The organism is Vibrio sp. 10N.239.311.G01 (assembly GCF_041465805.1).
GTDB classification, from domain to species: Bacteria; Pseudomonadota; Gammaproteobacteria; order Enterobacterales; family Vibrionaceae; genus Vibrio; species Vibrio crassostreae_C.
Genome location: NZ_JBFSRM010000015.1, coordinates 89,827 through 105,548, shown reverse-complemented (window position 1 = coordinate 105,548; position 15,722 = coordinate 89,827). Strand labels below are relative to the sequence as shown.

Sequence of the window (15,722 nt, the reverse complement as noted above, 5' to 3'; positions counted from 1 at the left end):
CCTCGCATCCTAAAAAGTTAGGTAAATAAACCCATTCTCTTACTCAATCATAAAAACTATTGCTTACAACATCTTTGCTTAGAATATCTGGAGTTCATTATGAAAAAATCAATTTTAGCGGTCGTCATTCTATCTTTAGTGTCAGCGTCTGTTTTCGCTAACGGACAATCAAATGCTCACAACTATCAACCTGGTGCGACGAATAACTCAGAACGTTTAGCGGATATTGATCCTAACTACGAACTGACCTTACCTTCAGAAAAAGAAGGCTACACCATGTATGACAACCAATCCATGTCAGATGGTGGGACCTACACAACGTATGTCAAACCGAATCCTTCCGATGCAATGCATGTAGCCGATGAAGGCTCGCTAAAAATAACGCATGGAGAAGGTGGTGTCATTATGACGGAATACACCACAAAGAATGGCCAACACACGTTTTCAGTGATGTGCGGCTACACTTCGGGCCCATCATACTGGGCTGACGGAAAACCAGCGAAGGTATGTGAAGAGGCGCAAGCACTAGCGGTTGCATTGGAAGCAAAAGGTGAATGGGAGGTGAAGCCAATGACTTACACCATCGCACCAGCAAGAATCGTAGTTGATAAGTGATTTTTGTCTACAGAACGCTCGTTATATCGAGCCTTGTTATCCAATCATATTGATTATTTGTAGTGAGACAGAGGGGTACTCAGGCTGAAATGGTCTTGAAGTTCCCCTCAGCTTAGCTCACCTCACAAGAAGCTAAGTCAGCCAACTAATCAAATTTGTATTCGAAAATACAGAAGGTCTATCCCATGAAAAATACCATTAAGCTACTGGCTATCGCATGTGTTTTACTTACTCCAATGCTTGTCGCCGCTGCCGAACATAATCACAGTCACAATCATTTTAACCCTGAATTAGAGAAACTTGGCGACGATATTATTGGTCTAACCGTGTGTTACAAAAATGGTCATCTATCAGATGAGAATCAAGAGCCTGCGTTTATGAACCTTATCAACCACGCCAATGTAGAAGGTGAGGAGCTGGGGATGTTCTACATGGACAAATTGGGCCCTAAAGCCGAGCAAATCATGAGTGATGATGAGGCTCGACGTTTATGGACCGAAGAATATTGTGCTGATTTAACTGATACCTATTTGGACTCACACAAGTTAGCTCAAAGAGCAAATGAACACAAAGGTTATTCCCACGGACACGATCATGGTCATCACCATAATCACGATCACCATGGACATGGCGACTTGACACCAGAGGTGCTTGAGCAAGATATCGAACGAGGTCGTTTACTCAGTATCAACTAAGCCCAATAAGATAAGTTCATCTAACCTATTGTTAAATATTCACTATTTGTTAGTGTGTTTAGGTGCACATTGAGGATGTGTTTCATATTTAGCGAAGAAATATTAGGAGTTGCGATGAGTATTATAGTGAGACGGTCTGAGCCGTCAGATGCGAAGGGAATAAAAGAAGTTTACGAATGCACGAATGCTTATACCGGTACGCTGCAACTCCCAAATCCATCTCTGGAAAGCTGGCAAAAACGAATCTCTAATATGCCTGACAACGTGTACTCGTATGTCGCGATGATCGACGATGAGATTGTTGGCAACTTGGGAATGGAAGTGTGTGTGAATCCAAGAAGACGACATGTGGCTTCATTTGGTATGGGTGTTAAAGACGATGTGTTAGGCAAAGGTGTCGGTAGCCAACTGCTCGCAACAGCAATCGACTTGTGTGATAACTGGATTAACATCAAGCGAATGGAGTTAACGGTGTATACCGATAACGAAAGAGCGATCAGTCTGTATAAGAAGTTTGGTTTCGTGATTGAAGGAGAGTCCGCAGGGTTCGCTTTCAGAAACGGCGAATATGTGGCGGCTTATCACATGGCGCGACTGGTATAGCATTTAGCTACACAGTTAGAATTGACTGACAGATAATAAAACGCCACGTTATTTAAACGTGGCGTTTGCTATTTTGGTGCGCTGGTCGGTTTAGATAACCAGCTTAACCTTAGTTCAGTCGTAAACTTAGTTAAGCCGTTAGTGGCTCAAGGTTCGCAGGGCGGTAGTGTACAGATTTTAGTACTTTACCTTGGCGAACTGTCTTGCCTTCAGATACGAAATCTTCCGCACACTTAGCGATGATGTATTCGCCTTTTTGAACCGCCATCAGCTTGATGTTCTGCTCAGCATAGAAAGCTTCTGTTTCAGCGTATTCAGTTTCGTTGCGACATACTTTGCTCATGTTGCTTGAGTGTACTTCGTCCCAGCAAGGCAAGAAGTCAATTGAGCGGTTTTTAGAAACATTCAATAGCAGGTCGATCAGGTAGCTGATTGCTAGGTTGTCTTCAACCTTAGCTTGGCCAAGGTGAACCAGACGCCCCATCAAAACATAAACGCTGTCTACAATAGCGTCCGCTTGTTCGATTTTTGAGTCAGCTTCTGCAAGTTCTGTCAGTTCTTCGATCGCTAGAGAGGTATGTAGCGTATCGCCTTTTTCGTCCATTGTTTCAGGAGCAGCAACAGGCAGATCAAAAGTACTGCGGAACTCTTCAATGTCGCGGTAAAGGTGATCGTAGATTTCTTGGCTTAGTTGAGAAAGGTTCATTTTCCTATCCATTTTGTTTCGTTAATGGACCATTTTAACAAAGGTAGTAATGGGGTGCTAACGCAAAGTCGAAGAAGTCGACTTTTATTCATTGGACCAATGAGGTATTTTGCATACAAACCAATTGATTATTATGTTTTTTTACACTTTACTCTTCTTAATATACCAAATATTAATGTTGCCATTAACTTCGGCTGCAGTGGGACCCCATTTATGAACCAAGCCAGTGAAAGCGAAATTGTTATACGTCGCTTGTATCAAATCACCAATGATTACCGGAAGGGCTTCGATATTCAGATCGCTCAGCTGCTTATCATGGGGCTTGAACGCTTCAACCTTGATATCGGTATTTTATCTAAAGTCGAGGGTAATACTTACTTAGTTGAACACTCTGTCACGCCTGAAGGGGTTGAGCTCAATAGTGGCGATATCTTCGATTATCGTTCAACCTATTGTGAAATTACCTGTAAATCGATTGGTCCTATCTGTATAGAGCATTGTGGTAAACACGATAAGTATGCGAAGCACCCTGCTTACCAGTCTTTTGGCTTGGAGTCTTATATTGGGGTTCCCATTTTCGTTAATGATGAGCTTTATGGCACCTTAAACTTTTCAAGTCCAGCGCCCTATCATCGTGAGTTTAAAGAGTTCGATGTCGACGTGATGAGACTAATGGCGTCATGGATCGAAGTGGAGCTGGTTAGAAGGCAGCAAGAAAGAAAGCTAAAAGAACTGAATGAGAAATTGGAGTATCAAGCTCTGTATGATCCTCTGACACACTTACCAAATAGACGTTGCTTGTTCAAAACATTGAATGCAGAAGTGGAGCAATTAAAAGGCTCTTTAGGAAAGGGAACCTTGGCCGTTGTCGACATCGATTTCTTTAAACAGGTCAATGACACTTATGGCCACCAAATGGGCGATGTTGTCTTAAAGAAAGTGGCGAACGTGCTGAGCAATAACACTCAAGAGGGTGAGTTTGTGGCGCGTTTTGGTGGTGAAGAGTTCATTCTTTGGTATCCAAATAAAACACCAAGTTGTGTTGAAGATAAGTTCATGACTCTTTTGCAAGAGATGAAGAAAATCACACTGGATAGAAAGCCTGTCACTATATCAATCGGTGCGTGTCATTTTGAGTTGAGTACCGGGGATACCAAAGGGGAAAGGATGTCGGCACTCGACTCTTTGATCAAAGTGGCTGACGAGTGTTTATATATCGCCAAACAAAATGGACGAGATCAGTTTGTATCTCGTCCATATCATCAAGAACGCGCAAGTTCGTAAATACAGAAAACGTATTGCATTTTCCGATTCGGAATAGCTTAACTGAACAGGTAAGGGAACAGTTTACGACGCTCTTCTGGCGTTAAAGACTCAACTCTTGCGATGTTGGTGTCTGGGATCGCTTCAGGGTTAGGGTAGTGCTTCAGTACCTTTTCCATGCTTGCTTCACGAATCAAATGGTAAACAGGGTATGGAGAGCGATTCGTTAGGTTTTCATCGTCTTCTGGATCCGCACCACCAAAGCAATAGTCAGGATGGAACGTTGCCACTTGGTAAACGCCTTCCCAGTCTTGCTGTTTGATCAACGCTTCAACCCAATCAATGAACATGTTGTAGTCGAAGAAGTCTTGCAGCATGTTAGGAACCACCACTAAAGTCGTCTCTAATTCAGCAACTGGCGTATTATCTAACTCTACGAAATGCGTCATGATGTCTTCCAGTAACGCTTCTTCCGTATTCGCTTCACTCACAAAGATCTTAATCTGTTTATTACGTTGTGGCTTGGCTGCGAATGGGCACAGGTTTAGGCCAATAACGACATCATCTAACCATTGTTTTACTTGGTCGTGGATGGTTTGAAGATCTGTGCTTTGAGTGTTCGACATAACAGGTTCCGAAATGAAATTTTGCGTAGGATATCAGAACGGACGTCAATCAAAAGCAATAATTGAGTTACAACCTTAGTCGTACTTATGCTTGTGCGAGTTTAGAGGCCGATACTTGAAGTTGTTTTAATTGGTAGACCCAAGCAAATATCGCAACATAGAAGATTGAACCGCCCGCAATCACGCCATTCCAACCGAACAGTTGCCAGCAATACAAGAGTAAGAAACCACCTAAGCTCCCGCCTATGTAATAGTGTACTAAGTAAAGAGCGGTTGCCGTTGCCTTAGCGCTCGGTGCTTTTTGACTTACCCAAGAGTAGGCAAGGGTATGGGCGAAGAACGCGCCGCCACTAATCAATAACAAGCCTGCTAGCATGAACGGAACTTTGTCGACTGCAGAAATTAGCATTCCGATTAAGCTAATACACACGCCCATCAATATTCCGCTTAACGGGTCAAAGCGAAGTGTCCATTTGTTGGAGAGCTTAGAGCTTACCGTACCGGCCAAGTAACATAGGAATATCAGTGAAGCTAAACCAACGGGTACCGAGTGAGGTTCGGATACTAGCCTAAAGCCCATTACAGAGTACAGGTTAACAAACAGCGCGAAGTTAGCACCACCAATCAACATGGCAAGCCACAAGGTACGGTTTCTTAAGTGCATTACAACGGAGCGGTTGTGATGAAAGAACAGCCCTTTTTGAGGTTTGAAGTTCTGTTGGTCAGGTAGGCGATAGGCAATAAAGAGTGCACCAAGCAATGAACCGACAACGAAAAACAGTACAGTTGCATGCCAATCGAAATAGTCTGTAATTAAGCCGCCTAATACACGTCCGAAGATTCCACCCAATGAGTTGGCCGCAATATAACCTCCAATCGCGACAGCAAAGGCTTTGGGTGTTAACTCCTCAACCATATAGGCAACCGCCACACCAGCAAACGCCGCCACAGCGATGCCCATAAATGCGCGGGCAATAACGAGTTGCAACAAGGTAGTCGTGAACACCATGCTTAACCCTATTAATGGGATAGCGAACAGACTGAACAGAATAATGGGTTTACGACCAAAGGTTTCAGAGGCAATTGCCCAAGGTACCAAGCTAATCGAAAGGCCGAGTGTTGTAGCAGCAAACAACCAGTTGATCTGAGTTTCAGATACTTGGAAGTGTTCCGCCATGTGCGGCAAGATTGGCTGAAAGAGGTAAAGGTTACAGAAAATGATAAACGAGCCAATCGCCAATGATTGGGTGATGCGTTTGTATTGAGGACTGCCTTTATCAAACATTTACGTTGTGCCTGCACGAGTTAGTAAGCTATTTGTGAACAAGTTATCAGCACAAGTGTGATTAAAGAAATATATTAAAAATATCACCTCTATATATTAAATATATCGCCATGCTTGAATCAAAACCTCTTCGACATTTTCTGGCTGTTGCGCAGTTTGGTAACTTCACTCAGGCCGCCAAAGCGCTGCATATCGCGCAGCCCGCATTGAGCATTTCTATTAAAAAACTAGAACAGACGCTTGAGTTGATTCTATTCCGTCGAGGCGATAAATCCGTCACTTTAACGGAGGAGGGCAAAGTACTGTTTGAGCATGCAAAGCGAATCGCCCAGCAGTTTGATGATGCTCAGCTCGCGATGAATGAGCTAAAGGGGCTAGAGAAAGGCGAGGTTCGATTAGGCGCTCCAAGTATGATGGGCAGTTATTTTTTTCCCCAAGTCGTGATGGCCTTTAAAAGCCAATACCCAAACCTAAAGTTGACCTTGATTGATGCTGGCACCGCATCGATTCGTGAAATGCTGTTAAACGGCGAACTCGATATTGGCGTAATTAATCATGAGAACGTTCCAGATGATTTGGAAACGGATCATCTGTTAAGCTCAGAAATGTTAGCTGTAGTTGGCAAAGATCACCCACTGGCAACGCAACCATCCATCACCTTTGAAGAATTTTTTGCTCAAGAGCTGATCATGTTCAAATCGGGCTACTTCCACCGCGATTTTATCGATGCGACTTGTAAGAAGTACAATCTCGATATGACCATTGCGTTCGAAACCAATTTATTGCCAATGATTCTTTCTATCGTGAAGCGAGAGTTTGCCATCACCGCGTTGCTTAGCTTGGTGACAGAATACGAGGAAGATGTCGTAGGCGTGCCATTTAAAGACCCTGTGAAACTGAACCTATCTTTGGCGTGGAGAAAGGAAGGGTATCTGTCAAAAGCAGACCGAACCTTTATTGATTTCGTTAAGCGGTATGTGTGATTTAGTAAGATTTAAATAAACAAAGCCCGAACATCCTAGATTGGATATTCGGGCTTTGTTGTATAGAAGTATGACTGGCTCAGAGCACGTTAGGTGTTCTTTGAGTTATACATCTTATCGAAGTTTTTCTGATTCCAGCCGACCATCACTTGATCGCCGATTTTAAGCACGGGGATAGAACGAGCACCCATTGCTTGCAATTCTTTACGGCCACGCTGCATCTTTGCATTCGTCAGGCGGTAAACAATTTTCTTAGAGTCTAAATACCTTTGGGCATCTTTACAGTGCGGGCATTTGTCTGCGACGTACAATACAACACGTTTCATTTTTTCATTCTCTTGGTGAATCTCGCTAAAGTGTAACGAATCCTAGGTGATTAGAAAAGTGTGATCAGTTACACTATGCGGCTCAATTTTCAAGACCACAACGTATTGTCGTGGTGTAACTTGTACGGTCTTTCAGCATGCATCCTTCTTTACGCTATATTCAAGGCTATCCTAAGCACATTCTTGATCCTGTTACTCAACTTGTAGAGTCGGGTAAATTGGTGCCTTGGTTTGAAGCTCGCTACCCAAAGAATCATGAAATAAAAAGCGAGAAAGCCCTGTTTGACTATGCGATTGAGATAAAAAATCGCTACATGAAAAAAACACCACCGATCAGCAAAGTGATTTACGACGGCAAGATACACCTAATCAATAATGCGTTAGGTCTGCATTCTTACGTTGCTAAGAATCACGGTGGAAAGATCAAATCAAAGAATGAAATTCGTATCGCCAGTGTTTTTAAAAATGCACCAGAACCTTTGCTAAGAATGCTGGTGGTACACGAACTGGCGCATATCAAAGAGAAAGAGCACGACAAAGCCTTTTACCAACTATGCTGTCACATGGAACCGGAATATCATCAACTTGAGTTGGATGCCCGTTTATTCATGATGTATTTAGATTTAAAGAAGTAGCCCAATGAGCCAATCACAAAATAGAACGACGCTAAGCCTGTCGAAAAACAGCACTTCATCAGCAAAAACAAAAGACAACCAAGCTGATGTTAAGCCAAGTACAGCTAAGCCAAGCAGCGACAAGCGTATTTCTACAAAGAACACATCTGATAAAAGCCGCAAGAATAGCGCACCTAAAGGCGCGGGCAATAACAAAGCAAAGCGACCTTTTGCAAAAGACAGTAAAGGGAAGCAGGGTGCAAATAAAGGATCATCGAATAAGGGTTCTTTCAATAAAACGGCTTTTAACAAGAACGCAGCTCAGAAAAGACGCTCGGCTGAAAAACCTCAAGGTGGATTACACCCAAGAAACCAGCACACTGGCCGCTATAACTTCGAGTTACTAGTTGCAGCCTTGCCTGAGCTAAAAGAGCATCTGATCAAGAATCCGGTTGGCGAAGACACCATTAATTTCTCTGATCCATTGGTCGTTAAGCTACTCAACAAAGCTTTGTTGGCGCATCACTATGGCGTTAAACATTGGGATATTCCTGCTGGTTACTTGTGCCCGCCAATTCCTGGTCGTGCAGACTACATTCACAGAGTGGCCGACATCCTTAATAGCGATGGCCAAGGTGAACCCTATAACCACGCGTCTGTGAAAGCATTAGATATTGGTGTCGGTGCAAACTGTATCTACCCAATCATTGGTGCGACAGAGTATAAGTGGCGTTGTACAGGGACAGATGTTGATTCAGTCTCCATCAAAACAGCGAACTTCATAGCGGAAAGCAACCCTAATCTAAAAGGTAAGATCCGCGCTCGCCTACAAGCTGACTCTGAATCTATCTTTAAGGGCGTGATTAAGGATAATGAACGTTACGATGTCACTATTTGTAATCCTCCATTCCACAGCTCTCTTGAAGAGGCTGAAAAGGGGTCACAACGTAAACTGGATAATCTAGCGGCGAACCGTGCTAAGAAAGCCGGTCAGTCGTTCAAGCCAGAAATGAATAAGAAGCCAGTTAAGTTAGATAAATCAACTAAGCAAGATAAACCAACCTTAAACTTTGGTGGTCAAAAAGCCGAGCTTTGGTGCCCAGGTGGTGAAGCCGCTTTCATTATGAAGATGGCAAGAGAGAGTCAACTTTTTGCTACTCAAGTTTTGTGGTTTACGACATTGATTTCTAAGAAAGACAACGTCGATATGGTTCGTTCAGAGCTTGGCAAGCTTAGAGCTAAACAAGTAAAAGTCGTCGAGATGTCACAAGGCCAGAAGGTAAGTCGCTTTATCGCATGGACCTTTATGGACGATGAGCAAAGACAAGAGTGGATTGCGCTAAAATAGCGGCTGCACTTAGTTAAGTTATTAAGCTGAAATACGGACGGGCTTGTTGTTAACGCAACAAGCCCGTTTTTTGTGTTTTACCTATACGCTAAGCAGAAAGCAACTCATCTAACTTACTCTGATATTTCTGCTCTAGAGCTCTGTTGCCTGCTTTATTTTCGAGATCGACCAAGATTTTAAGTGATGGAATTTGATAGCCATAACGCTGGTGGAATTTGAATAAACGGAGTCGAGCTTCATTGTAATCGGCGTCACTCACTTCAATCTTTGAAAGCTGCAGTATCGATTTCACGCGGTTTGGATCGTGGTCAATTGCTCTGCTAAAGTAGTACTTCGCTTGGTCGGTATTGCCAGCCTTAAATGCGCAAAACGCGGCATTTTCATAACTTGCAGATACCAAGTAGTAGTAAGGTTGATCGATAGCGCGATTAAAGTACTTATCAGCTTGCTCGTATTCGCCCTGTTTACACAAGAAGGTACCGTAGTTGTTCAATACATTGCCGTTTCTTGAATCAAGACTGAGTGCTTTGCGGTAAGTGCTTCTCGCTTCATCTACTTCACCCACTTGTTCGTAGTAATGCGCCATTGAAAGCCGAGCACGGTAGTAGCTAGGTGCGTGTTTAATCGCGAGCTCAAGGTTTTCACGCGCTCTCACCATATTGCCTTGTCCCATATAGCCCAAACCTAATTCGATTCGAGATTCAGACATCGCGATAGGATCACTTTCAATCTTTGGCGGTCCTTCAGTGACAGAGACACAACCGGCCAAGGAAAGCGAGGCAAGTAGTACCACACTTGATAACGAAAGAGGGCGGGACAACGAAATCGGATTTGAAAATGATGGCTTGGCAGGCATGTGAAGCTCCTTATGAACACCAACCCATCATATGAAATCAAACCCATTGAAGTCGTAAATCTATCATGGAATGCGACCCACACACCATAAAAAAACCGCGTCCAATTCGTCGTTTTATCAACAACATACTGAACACGGTTTATGTGTTTGTGAATCGGAAGAAAGAACTTAATCGTCTTTGGTAAAGTTGTCTTCGCTGAAATGATCCAGATCGTAAGGCGTTTGTTGGTAAACGCAGTAGTTTAGCCAGTTTGAGAACAACAAGTGTCCGTGGCTGCGCCAGCTTGCAACCGGTTTGTTGTCTGGATTGTTATTCGGGTAGTAGTTGATTGGTATCACAGGCTCCATGCCTTCACCCAAATCTCGAATGTACTCATTGTGAAGTGTGTGAGAGTCGTACTCAGGGTGACCCGTTACAAACACGTTTCGCTTATCTTTGGTTGCTGCTAGGTATACGCCTGCAACATCAGAAGTTGCAAGAACATCAAGGTCAGTATGTTCCGCTAAGTACTCTTGAGAGAAGTCCGCATAGCGAGAGTGCGGAGCTAAGAATGTATCGTCGAAGCCACGTAAAATAGGGTGGTATGGGTTATGTATCTCGTGGTTATAAACACCAGACAGCTTCTCTTTACGAGTGCGTTTTGGCAAATCATATAATAACTTCAAACCAGCCTGAGCCGCCCAACACACGTATAGCGTTGAAGTAACGTGCTTGTTTGCCCATTCCATGATGGTTTTCAGGTGATCCCAGTAGATCACATCTTCAAATTGAACCAAGCCAAGCGGCGCACCAGTGATGATCAATCCATCAAAGTTTCTTTCTTTGACCATTTCAAATTGGCGGTAGAAGTTATCAAGGTGTTCAGTCGGTGTGTTTTTACTTGGTCGGTCATCAATGCGCAGCAGCTCTACATCCACTTGCAATGGGCTGTTCGATAGTAGGCGTAAAAATTGAGTTTCAGTTTCAATCTTCTTCGGCATTAGGTTGAGGATCAAGACTCGAAGTGGACGAATTTCCTGTGTCGATGCTCTTGATAACGGCATAACGAAGATGTTTTCTTCACGAAGAACATCGGATGCTGGCAATTGGTCTGGAATGCGAATAGGCACAGCTTTCTCCCTAAGCTAGATATGTAGACGTCTATACATCTAAATCTATAGTAGTTTGATACGCTTGTCGATATGCAAAATGGATAGATGTAAATTATTTGTGTTTTCTATCAGAAGCAATCCACGCGCTTCGAGGGGAGTCTCATTGTATTCAGTGATTGTCTGAGTCGTGTGTAAGTACTTGGTTTTCGTATGCTGAGCAGAGGCAGTTATCAGAGCAACTCGTTACTATTTACGATAAACTCATGTTTTCAAATTAGCCTGTACAGTGACAGATGAAGTTAATACTCATTCGAGGGTTGCCCGGTTCTGGCAAATCAACAAAAGCAAAAACCTACGATGCATTGCATGTCGAAGCCGATATGTATTATGTGAATGAGCAAGGTGAGTACCATTTTGATCCTAGGCAGCTGCAACAAGCTCATGAGTGGTGTCAAAACACAGCTGAAAACGGCTTAAAGCAAGGGTTTGATGTGGTTGTTTCGAATACCTTTATTAAGCATTGGGAAATGAAAGCCTACCGCCAACTTGCACTCAAATATAAAGCAGAATTAATTATCGAAGTGTGCCGAGAGCAATATGGCACTATTCACGACATTGAACCTTCAGTAATTAAGCGTATGGCGAAAGACTGGCAAGAATAGCCTCGTTCTTCTTCTGCTTGCGTGGCTGAATGGCAAATAGAATTAAATTAATAGAACAACTTCAAGGTAACGATTGAAATGGCAAAGCGCTCTGTTGTGGTCGACATGACTTCTTATGGTATCTATTCCACATGGGATTCAAAATCTAAAGATCTTCCAAAAATCCAAGAGTTCACCACCACCGTTGATGCTGAAATCGACGTAGAGTTTGGCTATATCCTGAATATCAAAAAAGCCAAAGGTGAGAAGATCCGTTACTGCATTTATCACCCAAACATCACCACAGACAAAGGTGAAGTGCTCGAACCGTTTGATGGTGAGGAGTATGTCGGTAACAATGACTGGGATTTCTACTTAGGTGACACTATCTGGGCTCCTGTCTCGAACAAGCTAGGAAAGTGGCGTATGACGGTTGAGCTAAAAGGCAACATCATCGCCGACAAGACATTCGACCTAGTAGCAAAAGACGAAGGCCAATTCTGGAAGCGTAGAGGGTTTTAGATTCGACCTTCTATGTTCACCTAAACAACAAAAAGCCGAGCATCGTGATGATGTCTCGGCTTTTTTCATTGTGCTAGATAGAAGTGACTACCTAACTAATGGATTCGATTATTGCGTTACGTAAGCCACAACAAACTCAGTGATTGCGACCATGTCTTTCACTGCAATGTACTCTTCAGTGGTGTGAACTTTCGCCATACCAGTAGAAAGGTTAACTGTTGTCAGGCCTTTTGCGTTGAAGTTGTTTGCATCGCTACCGCCGCCAGTGCGTTTAGTGTTCGCTGTGACGCCAAGCTTCTCAAACGCCGATTTGATAGAAAGAATGTGCGGATGATCGTCTGCAATAACGAATGCATCGTAAGCACGAGTTGATTCGGTTTCTACTTCAGCGCCGAACTGCTTAGCACTTTCTTGGAATGTAGAGATCATATGTTCAACTTGAGCCGTTAGCTTTTCTCCGTTTAGAGAACGTGCTTCAGCCACGACTTTAAGCTCTGGCATTACGATGTTAGTTGCTTGACCACCTTCAACAATACCAACGTTTGCTGTCGTTTCTTCATCGATACGAAGTAGGTTCATCTTAGTGATAGCGTCTGCAGCAACTTGAATTGCGCTGATGCCTTCTTCTGGTGCTAAACCAGCGTGAGCAGGGCGACCTTTGATTTTAGCAACAATCTTCTGCTGGCCAGGCGCTGCGTTTACGATAGTGCCAATTGGACCGCCTGTATCAAGTACGATTGCGTGCTCAGATTGAATGTAAGACATATCGAAGTTCAAAGAGCCGAACAGACCGCCTTCTTCGAATACAGTAAATGCAATCTCGATAGTTTTGTGCTCTTGTCCTTCAGCTTTAATGCAACGAACCGCTTCCATGATAGCTGCGATACCAGACTTGTCGTCACCACCTAGAATTGTGTTGCCTTTTGAACGGATGATACCGTCTTCGATGATTGGCTCAATGCCGATGCCTGGCGTTACTGTGTCCATGTGGCAGCTGAACACTGTGCTACCTGGAAGAGTGCCATCTAGACGAGCGTAGATGTTGAAACCGTTAGATACTTCTTCAGGAACCGCCAGTTTGTGAACTTCAAAACCTAGTTCACCGAGTTGCTCAGCCAAAGCTTCAGCAATCGCTTTTTCGTTACGAGATTCACTATCAATTTTCACTAGATCGCAGAAATGTTCTACAAGACGTTGTTCATTAATTTGGGTCATTGTTAATTCTCATTATGCTTCCGCTTGTTCAAAAAGAAGCCGCGGAGGTAGGAACAGGAAAATCACTATAACGCCAATGAGGTAGATGATTGTCTGAGTTAAATCAAGAAAGTTGCCTGATTATTCTAATTAATGAGAAAAACCCAATTCAGATCCACCAGTGCGTAGGATTTTAATCTGTATATCTGTCGGGTATAATGTTTGACCGCTCTTAAAAAACGTCAATAAAATTGGAATTCAATCAATAATGGCCCTGATAAATGAATAGAAACAATGTGTTAGGTTCATTCCTTTTCGTGGTGCTGATGAGTATTGTGCTGGGGCTGTATTTGCTCTATCCAACTTATGACGACGATTTAAAGCATATTCGCCCTGAAAACCCGAGTGTTTATAGTCCAGAGAAAGAGTTATCACTCTCTCAATATGGATCTGCGTTGATCGATATTCTCGATGTATCTCGCGGTGACCCTAATTTAGCTTCCCAACAACTTGAGGCTCTCCAAGCCAAGTTCCCAGACCAAGATAAAGCCATCTATCGTGCTTACGAATTGATGATTTTGTCCAACCTCGCGCAACATAAGTTGGATACCGAAGCGGTTTCCGAATACGTCAGGCAGATTAAAGCACTCGCACAACACGAACATATGGGTTGGTTAAAGGCCCAATCTCTCGTTGAATTAGCGATCGAATACATCAGTACGGGTGAGCTAGCGGAATCTGAAATCCAAATCAGAGCTGCGATAGATATCGCAGAATCGCTTCACTATGAAGAGTTGTTGATTAAGGCCTATAACACGGCTGGTGTCATCAATAACATCCGCAATGACTTTCCTGAAGCTCAATACTTTTTCCATAAAGGTTTAGACCTTGGTAAGAAGTACCCTCATCACATCTACAACAGCAAGTTAGTGTCAAATATGGCACTGCTTTATATCTATTTGGAAGACTGGCCTAAAGCGCTCAAGCTGATTAAAAGAGCCAAAAAGCTCTATTACAAGAGTGGACTACTCGAAGCGTCTACCATCGGCGTGCTGCATGTGAATGAGTCTTTTGCTTATCTGCGCAGTGGTGATTTAGTCAAAGGCCGAGAAGCATATCAAAGTGCGGCTAAGCTAAATGGCGATAACGTGAGTGAACGATACAAAATCATCCTATTAAAAGCAGAGAGTGATGTGTTGTTGGCGGAAAAGAACTTTGAGTCAGCACGACAAGTCGCAAACTTGTGTCTTAGATACCCAGGCGTGGACAAATACACACTTCAATTGGGGCAGTGTTACCTAAATAGAGCCTTAGCGAACATTGGTTTGAACCGAGATAATTTTGTTTTTGCTGATCTAAAGCGATCGTCTGCAATGTTCGATGTTGTGGGGACTCGCAGCTGGAAGGTCCTCGGCTTAAGAACACTTGCTGAATACTATGATTCAAGAGGCGACAGCGAGAACGCACTTCGCTACTTCAAGCTCTATTACAAGGGTAATAAAGCGCTGCTATTTGATAAGCGCCAGAGTGATATCTTTTTACTCGAGCAAGATTTCGCTACGGCATCATTAGCTCAAGAAAACGAACTGCTTAACGCAGAAAAAGAGTTGGGTGAGCTGACATTAGATAAGCAGCAATTACGGAATCGAATCGTCGTCGCTTTGGGTATCATGGTGATGATAAGCGCCACGTTACTATTGATAAGGTTACGCTCGATCCAGAAGACCAACAAAGAACTACTTAAGCAATCAACAAGATGCGAACTGACAGGCTTATACAATAGGCGTTACTTAGAGCAACGGTTAACTCAGCCGATGCCACATCATTTGTCGTCGTTTGGGTATACGCTCGCTATTCTAGATTTAGACCGCTTCAAACAAGTTAATGACACTTATGGCCATGATATTGGTGACCAAGTGCTGGTGGAAGTCGCTAAGCGTTTAGAGAAAATCTTATCAACAAACGATGTAGTGGCAAGATGGGGTGGGGAAGAGTTTGTTTTGTTGCTGGCTGGGAATCAAGATCCTAATAAAGAGCTTAAGCTTATAAGGCAAGCGATCGCTGACCGAGCGATTGAAACGCATTCTGGCCCATTAGAATTAACCACATCGATTGGTGCGACGACTCATCTAACGGAGCAACAGTTGAATAGCCGTACCTATAAGAAACACTTGAAATCGGCAGACGATGCTTTGTATCAAGCTAAGCAGTCAGGGCGCAATAAAGTCGTTATCATTTGAATTCCTAAACTTAGTTAATCCCCTGCAATCAAGAAACCTGAACTTCAATAACTAAGCGAATAAGAGTGCTTATCTGAACTAATACGGCTATTTACTCTTATTCGCTTAATTCA

Annotated in this window: 17 protein-coding genes; 10 read left to right on the top strand and 7 right to left on the bottom strand. The window is 43.2% G+C overall.

Features of this window, described 5'->3' with window-relative positions:
- The first annotated feature begins 99 nt into the window (after window positions 1-99).
- The 3 genes from AB6D06_RS13705 (at window position 100) to AB6D06_RS13695 (ending at window position 1,913) form a co-directional block, all read left to right on the top strand.
- Window positions 100-615: a hypothetical protein gene (locus AB6D06_RS13705; protein WP_017068282.1), complete on the top strand. Its 516-nt coding sequence runs from the start codon at window positions 100-102 to the stop codon at window positions 613-615.
- A 185-nt stretch (window positions 616-800) separates the two neighbouring features.
- On the top strand, window positions 801-1,310 hold the full coding sequence (locus AB6D06_RS13700; protein ID WP_017070904.1) for a hypothetical protein: 510 nt from the start codon (window positions 801-803) through the stop codon (window positions 1,308-1,310).
- 114 nt (window positions 1,311-1,424) lie between these two features.
- On the top strand, window positions 1,425-1,913 hold the full coding sequence (locus AB6D06_RS13695; protein ID WP_017068284.1) for a GNAT family N-acetyltransferase: 489 nt from the start codon (window positions 1,425-1,427) through the stop codon (window positions 1,911-1,913).
- Window positions 1,914-2,043: 130 nt separating this feature from the next.
- Here AB6D06_RS13695 and AB6D06_RS13690 read toward each other — a convergent pair whose 3' ends face one another.
- Complete coding sequence (locus AB6D06_RS13690; protein WP_017059167.1) at window positions 2,044-2,619, bottom strand: nucleoside triphosphate pyrophosphohydrolase family protein; 576 nt, start codon at window positions 2,617-2,619, stop codon at window positions 2,044-2,046.
- A gap of 213 nt (window positions 2,620-2,832) precedes the next feature.
- Here AB6D06_RS13690 and AB6D06_RS13685 point away from each other — a divergent pair, with 213 nt between their 5' ends.
- Complete coding sequence (locus tag AB6D06_RS13685; RefSeq protein WP_372110534.1) at window positions 2,833-3,903, top strand: diguanylate cyclase domain-containing protein; 1,071 nt, start codon at window positions 2,833-2,835, stop codon at window positions 3,901-3,903.
- 38 nt (window positions 3,904-3,941) lie between these two features.
- Here AB6D06_RS13685 and AB6D06_RS13680 read toward each other — a convergent pair whose 3' ends face one another.
- Both AB6D06_RS13680 and AB6D06_RS13675 read right to left on the bottom strand, forming a co-directional pair.
- Window positions 3,942-4,508 (bottom strand): DUF1415 domain-containing protein, encoded by a 567-nt coding sequence (locus AB6D06_RS13680; RefSeq protein ID WP_065584218.1) that lies wholly within the window; start codon window positions 4,506-4,508, stop codon window positions 3,942-3,944.
- A gap of 85 nt (window positions 4,509-4,593) precedes the next feature.
- The gene (locus tag AB6D06_RS13675; RefSeq protein ID WP_017065532.1) at window positions 4,594-5,793 is read right to left on the bottom strand and encodes an MFS transporter; all 1,200 of its coding nucleotides are present in this window, start codon (window positions 5,791-5,793) and stop codon (window positions 4,594-4,596) included.
- Window positions 5,794-5,903: 110 nt separating this feature from the next.
- Between AB6D06_RS13675 and AB6D06_RS13670 the strand changes: the two genes are divergently transcribed.
- Entirely contained in the window at window positions 5,904-6,776 is an 873-nt protein-coding gene (locus tag AB6D06_RS13670; RefSeq protein ID WP_017065533.1) for a LysR family transcriptional regulator, read from the top strand.
- An 89-nt stretch (window positions 6,777-6,865) separates the two neighbouring features.
- Here the strand turns inward: AB6D06_RS13670 and AB6D06_RS13665 are convergent, their stop codons facing one another.
- Window positions 6,866-7,102, bottom strand: coding sequence for a glutaredoxin family protein (locus AB6D06_RS13665; RefSeq protein ID WP_016786183.1), 237 nt, complete (start codon window positions 7,100-7,102; stop codon window positions 6,866-6,868).
- Between the two features lie 137 nt (window positions 7,103-7,239).
- Here AB6D06_RS13665 and AB6D06_RS13660 point away from each other — a divergent pair, with 137 nt between their 5' ends.
- Together AB6D06_RS13660 and rlmF are read left to right on the top strand one after the other, a co-directional pair.
- Entirely contained in the window at window positions 7,240-7,737 is a 498-nt protein-coding gene (locus AB6D06_RS13660) for a YgjP-like metallopeptidase domain-containing protein (RefSeq protein WP_004734935.1), read from the top strand.
- Between the two features lie 4 nt (window positions 7,738-7,741).
- Window positions 7,742-9,064, top strand: coding sequence for a 23S rRNA (adenine(1618)-N(6))-methyltransferase RlmF (gene rlmF / locus AB6D06_RS13655; RefSeq protein ID WP_372110529.1), 1,323 nt, complete (start codon window positions 7,742-7,744; stop codon window positions 9,062-9,064).
- Window positions 9,065-9,152: 88 nt separating this feature from the next.
- Here the strand turns inward: rlmF and pilW are convergent, their stop codons facing one another.
- Together pilW and metA are read right to left on the bottom strand one after the other, a co-directional pair.
- Window positions 9,153-9,920, bottom strand: coding sequence for a type IV pilus biogenesis/stability protein PilW (pilW, locus tag AB6D06_RS13650; RefSeq protein WP_372102208.1), 768 nt, complete (start codon window positions 9,918-9,920; stop codon window positions 9,153-9,155).
- 168 nt (window positions 9,921-10,088) lie between these two features.
- Entirely contained in the window at window positions 10,089-11,030 is a 942-nt protein-coding gene (gene metA / locus AB6D06_RS13645; RefSeq protein ID WP_017066439.1) for a homoserine O-succinyltransferase, read from the bottom strand.
- A 275-nt stretch (window positions 11,031-11,305) separates the two neighbouring features.
- Here metA and AB6D06_RS13640 point away from each other — a divergent pair, with 275 nt between their 5' ends.
- Both AB6D06_RS13640 and AB6D06_RS13635 read left to right on the top strand, forming a co-directional pair.
- Window positions 11,306-11,674, top strand: a complete 369-nt coding sequence (locus AB6D06_RS13640) for an ATP-binding protein (RefSeq protein WP_017065537.1) — start codon at window positions 11,306-11,308, stop codon at window positions 11,672-11,674.
- A 78-nt stretch (window positions 11,675-11,752) separates the two neighbouring features.
- Entirely contained in the window at window positions 11,753-12,175 is a 423-nt protein-coding gene (locus AB6D06_RS13635; protein WP_019824122.1) for a DUF3859 domain-containing protein, read from the top strand.
- Between the two features lie 108 nt (window positions 12,176-12,283).
- Here the strand turns inward: AB6D06_RS13635 and AB6D06_RS13630 are convergent, their stop codons facing one another.
- On the bottom strand, window positions 12,284-13,390 hold the full coding sequence (locus tag AB6D06_RS13630; protein ID WP_372110526.1) for a M20/M25/M40 family metallo-hydrolase: 1,107 nt from the start codon (window positions 13,388-13,390) through the stop codon (window positions 12,284-12,286).
- A gap of 260 nt (window positions 13,391-13,650) precedes the next feature.
- On the opposite strand from AB6D06_RS13630, the gene AB6D06_RS13625 reads away from it, so the two are divergent.
- Entirely contained in the window at window positions 13,651-15,609 is a 1,959-nt protein-coding gene (locus tag AB6D06_RS13625; protein ID WP_372110523.1) for a diguanylate cyclase domain-containing protein, read from the top strand.
- Window positions 15,610-15,722 lie beyond the last annotated feature (113 nt).

Excerpts from the sequence above, each read along its gene's own strand:
- AB6D06_RS13665 (WP_016786183.1), bottom strand. The coding sequence starts at position 7,102 with ATGAAACGTGTTGTATTGTACGTCGCAGACAAATGCCCGCACTGTAAA.
- AB6D06_RS13705 (WP_017068282.1), top strand. The coding sequence starts at position 100 with ATGAAAAAATCAATTTTAGCGGTCGTCATTCTATCTTTAGTGTCAGCG.
- AB6D06_RS13670 (WP_017065533.1), top strand. The coding sequence starts at position 5,904 with ATGCTTGAATCAAAACCTCTTCGACATTTTCTGGCTGTTGCGCAGTTT.
- AB6D06_RS13680 (WP_065584218.1), bottom strand. The coding sequence starts at position 4,508 with ATGTCGAACACTCAAAGCACAGATCTTCAAACCATCCACGACCAAGTA.
- AB6D06_RS13675 (WP_017065532.1), bottom strand. The coding sequence starts at position 5,793 with ATGTTTGATAAAGGCAGTCCTCAATACAAACGCATCACCCAATCATTG.
- pilW (WP_372102208.1), bottom strand. The coding sequence starts at position 9,920 with ATGCCTGCCAAGCCATCATTTTCAAATCCGATTTCGTTGTCCCGCCCT.
- rlmF (WP_372110529.1), top strand. The coding sequence starts at position 7,742 with ATGAGCCAATCACAAAATAGAACGACGCTAAGCCTGTCGAAAAACAGC.
- AB6D06_RS13690 (WP_017059167.1), bottom strand. The coding sequence starts at position 2,619 with ATGAACCTTTCTCAACTAAGCCAAGAAATCTACGATCACCTTTACCGC.
- AB6D06_RS13660 (WP_004734935.1), top strand. The coding sequence starts at position 7,240 with ATGCATCCTTCTTTACGCTATATTCAAGGCTATCCTAAGCACATTCTT.
- AB6D06_RS13695 (WP_017068284.1), top strand. The coding sequence starts at position 1,425 with ATGAGTATTATAGTGAGACGGTCTGAGCCGTCAGATGCGAAGGGAATA.
- AB6D06_RS13640 (WP_017065537.1), top strand. The coding sequence starts at position 11,306 with ATGAAGTTAATACTCATTCGAGGGTTGCCCGGTTCTGGCAAATCAACA.
- AB6D06_RS13700 (WP_017070904.1), top strand. The coding sequence starts at position 801 with ATGAAAAATACCATTAAGCTACTGGCTATCGCATGTGTTTTACTTACT.
- AB6D06_RS13630 (WP_372110526.1), bottom strand. The coding sequence starts at position 13,390 with ATGACCCAAATTAATGAACAACGTCTTGTAGAACATTTCTGCGATCTA.
- AB6D06_RS13625 (WP_372110523.1), top strand. The coding sequence starts at position 13,651 with ATGAATAGAAACAATGTGTTAGGTTCATTCCTTTTCGTGGTGCTGATG.
- AB6D06_RS13635 (WP_019824122.1), top strand. The coding sequence starts at position 11,753 with ATGGCAAAGCGCTCTGTTGTGGTCGACATGACTTCTTATGGTATCTAT.
- AB6D06_RS13685 (WP_372110534.1), top strand. The coding sequence starts at position 2,833 with ATGAACCAAGCCAGTGAAAGCGAAATTGTTATACGTCGCTTGTATCAA.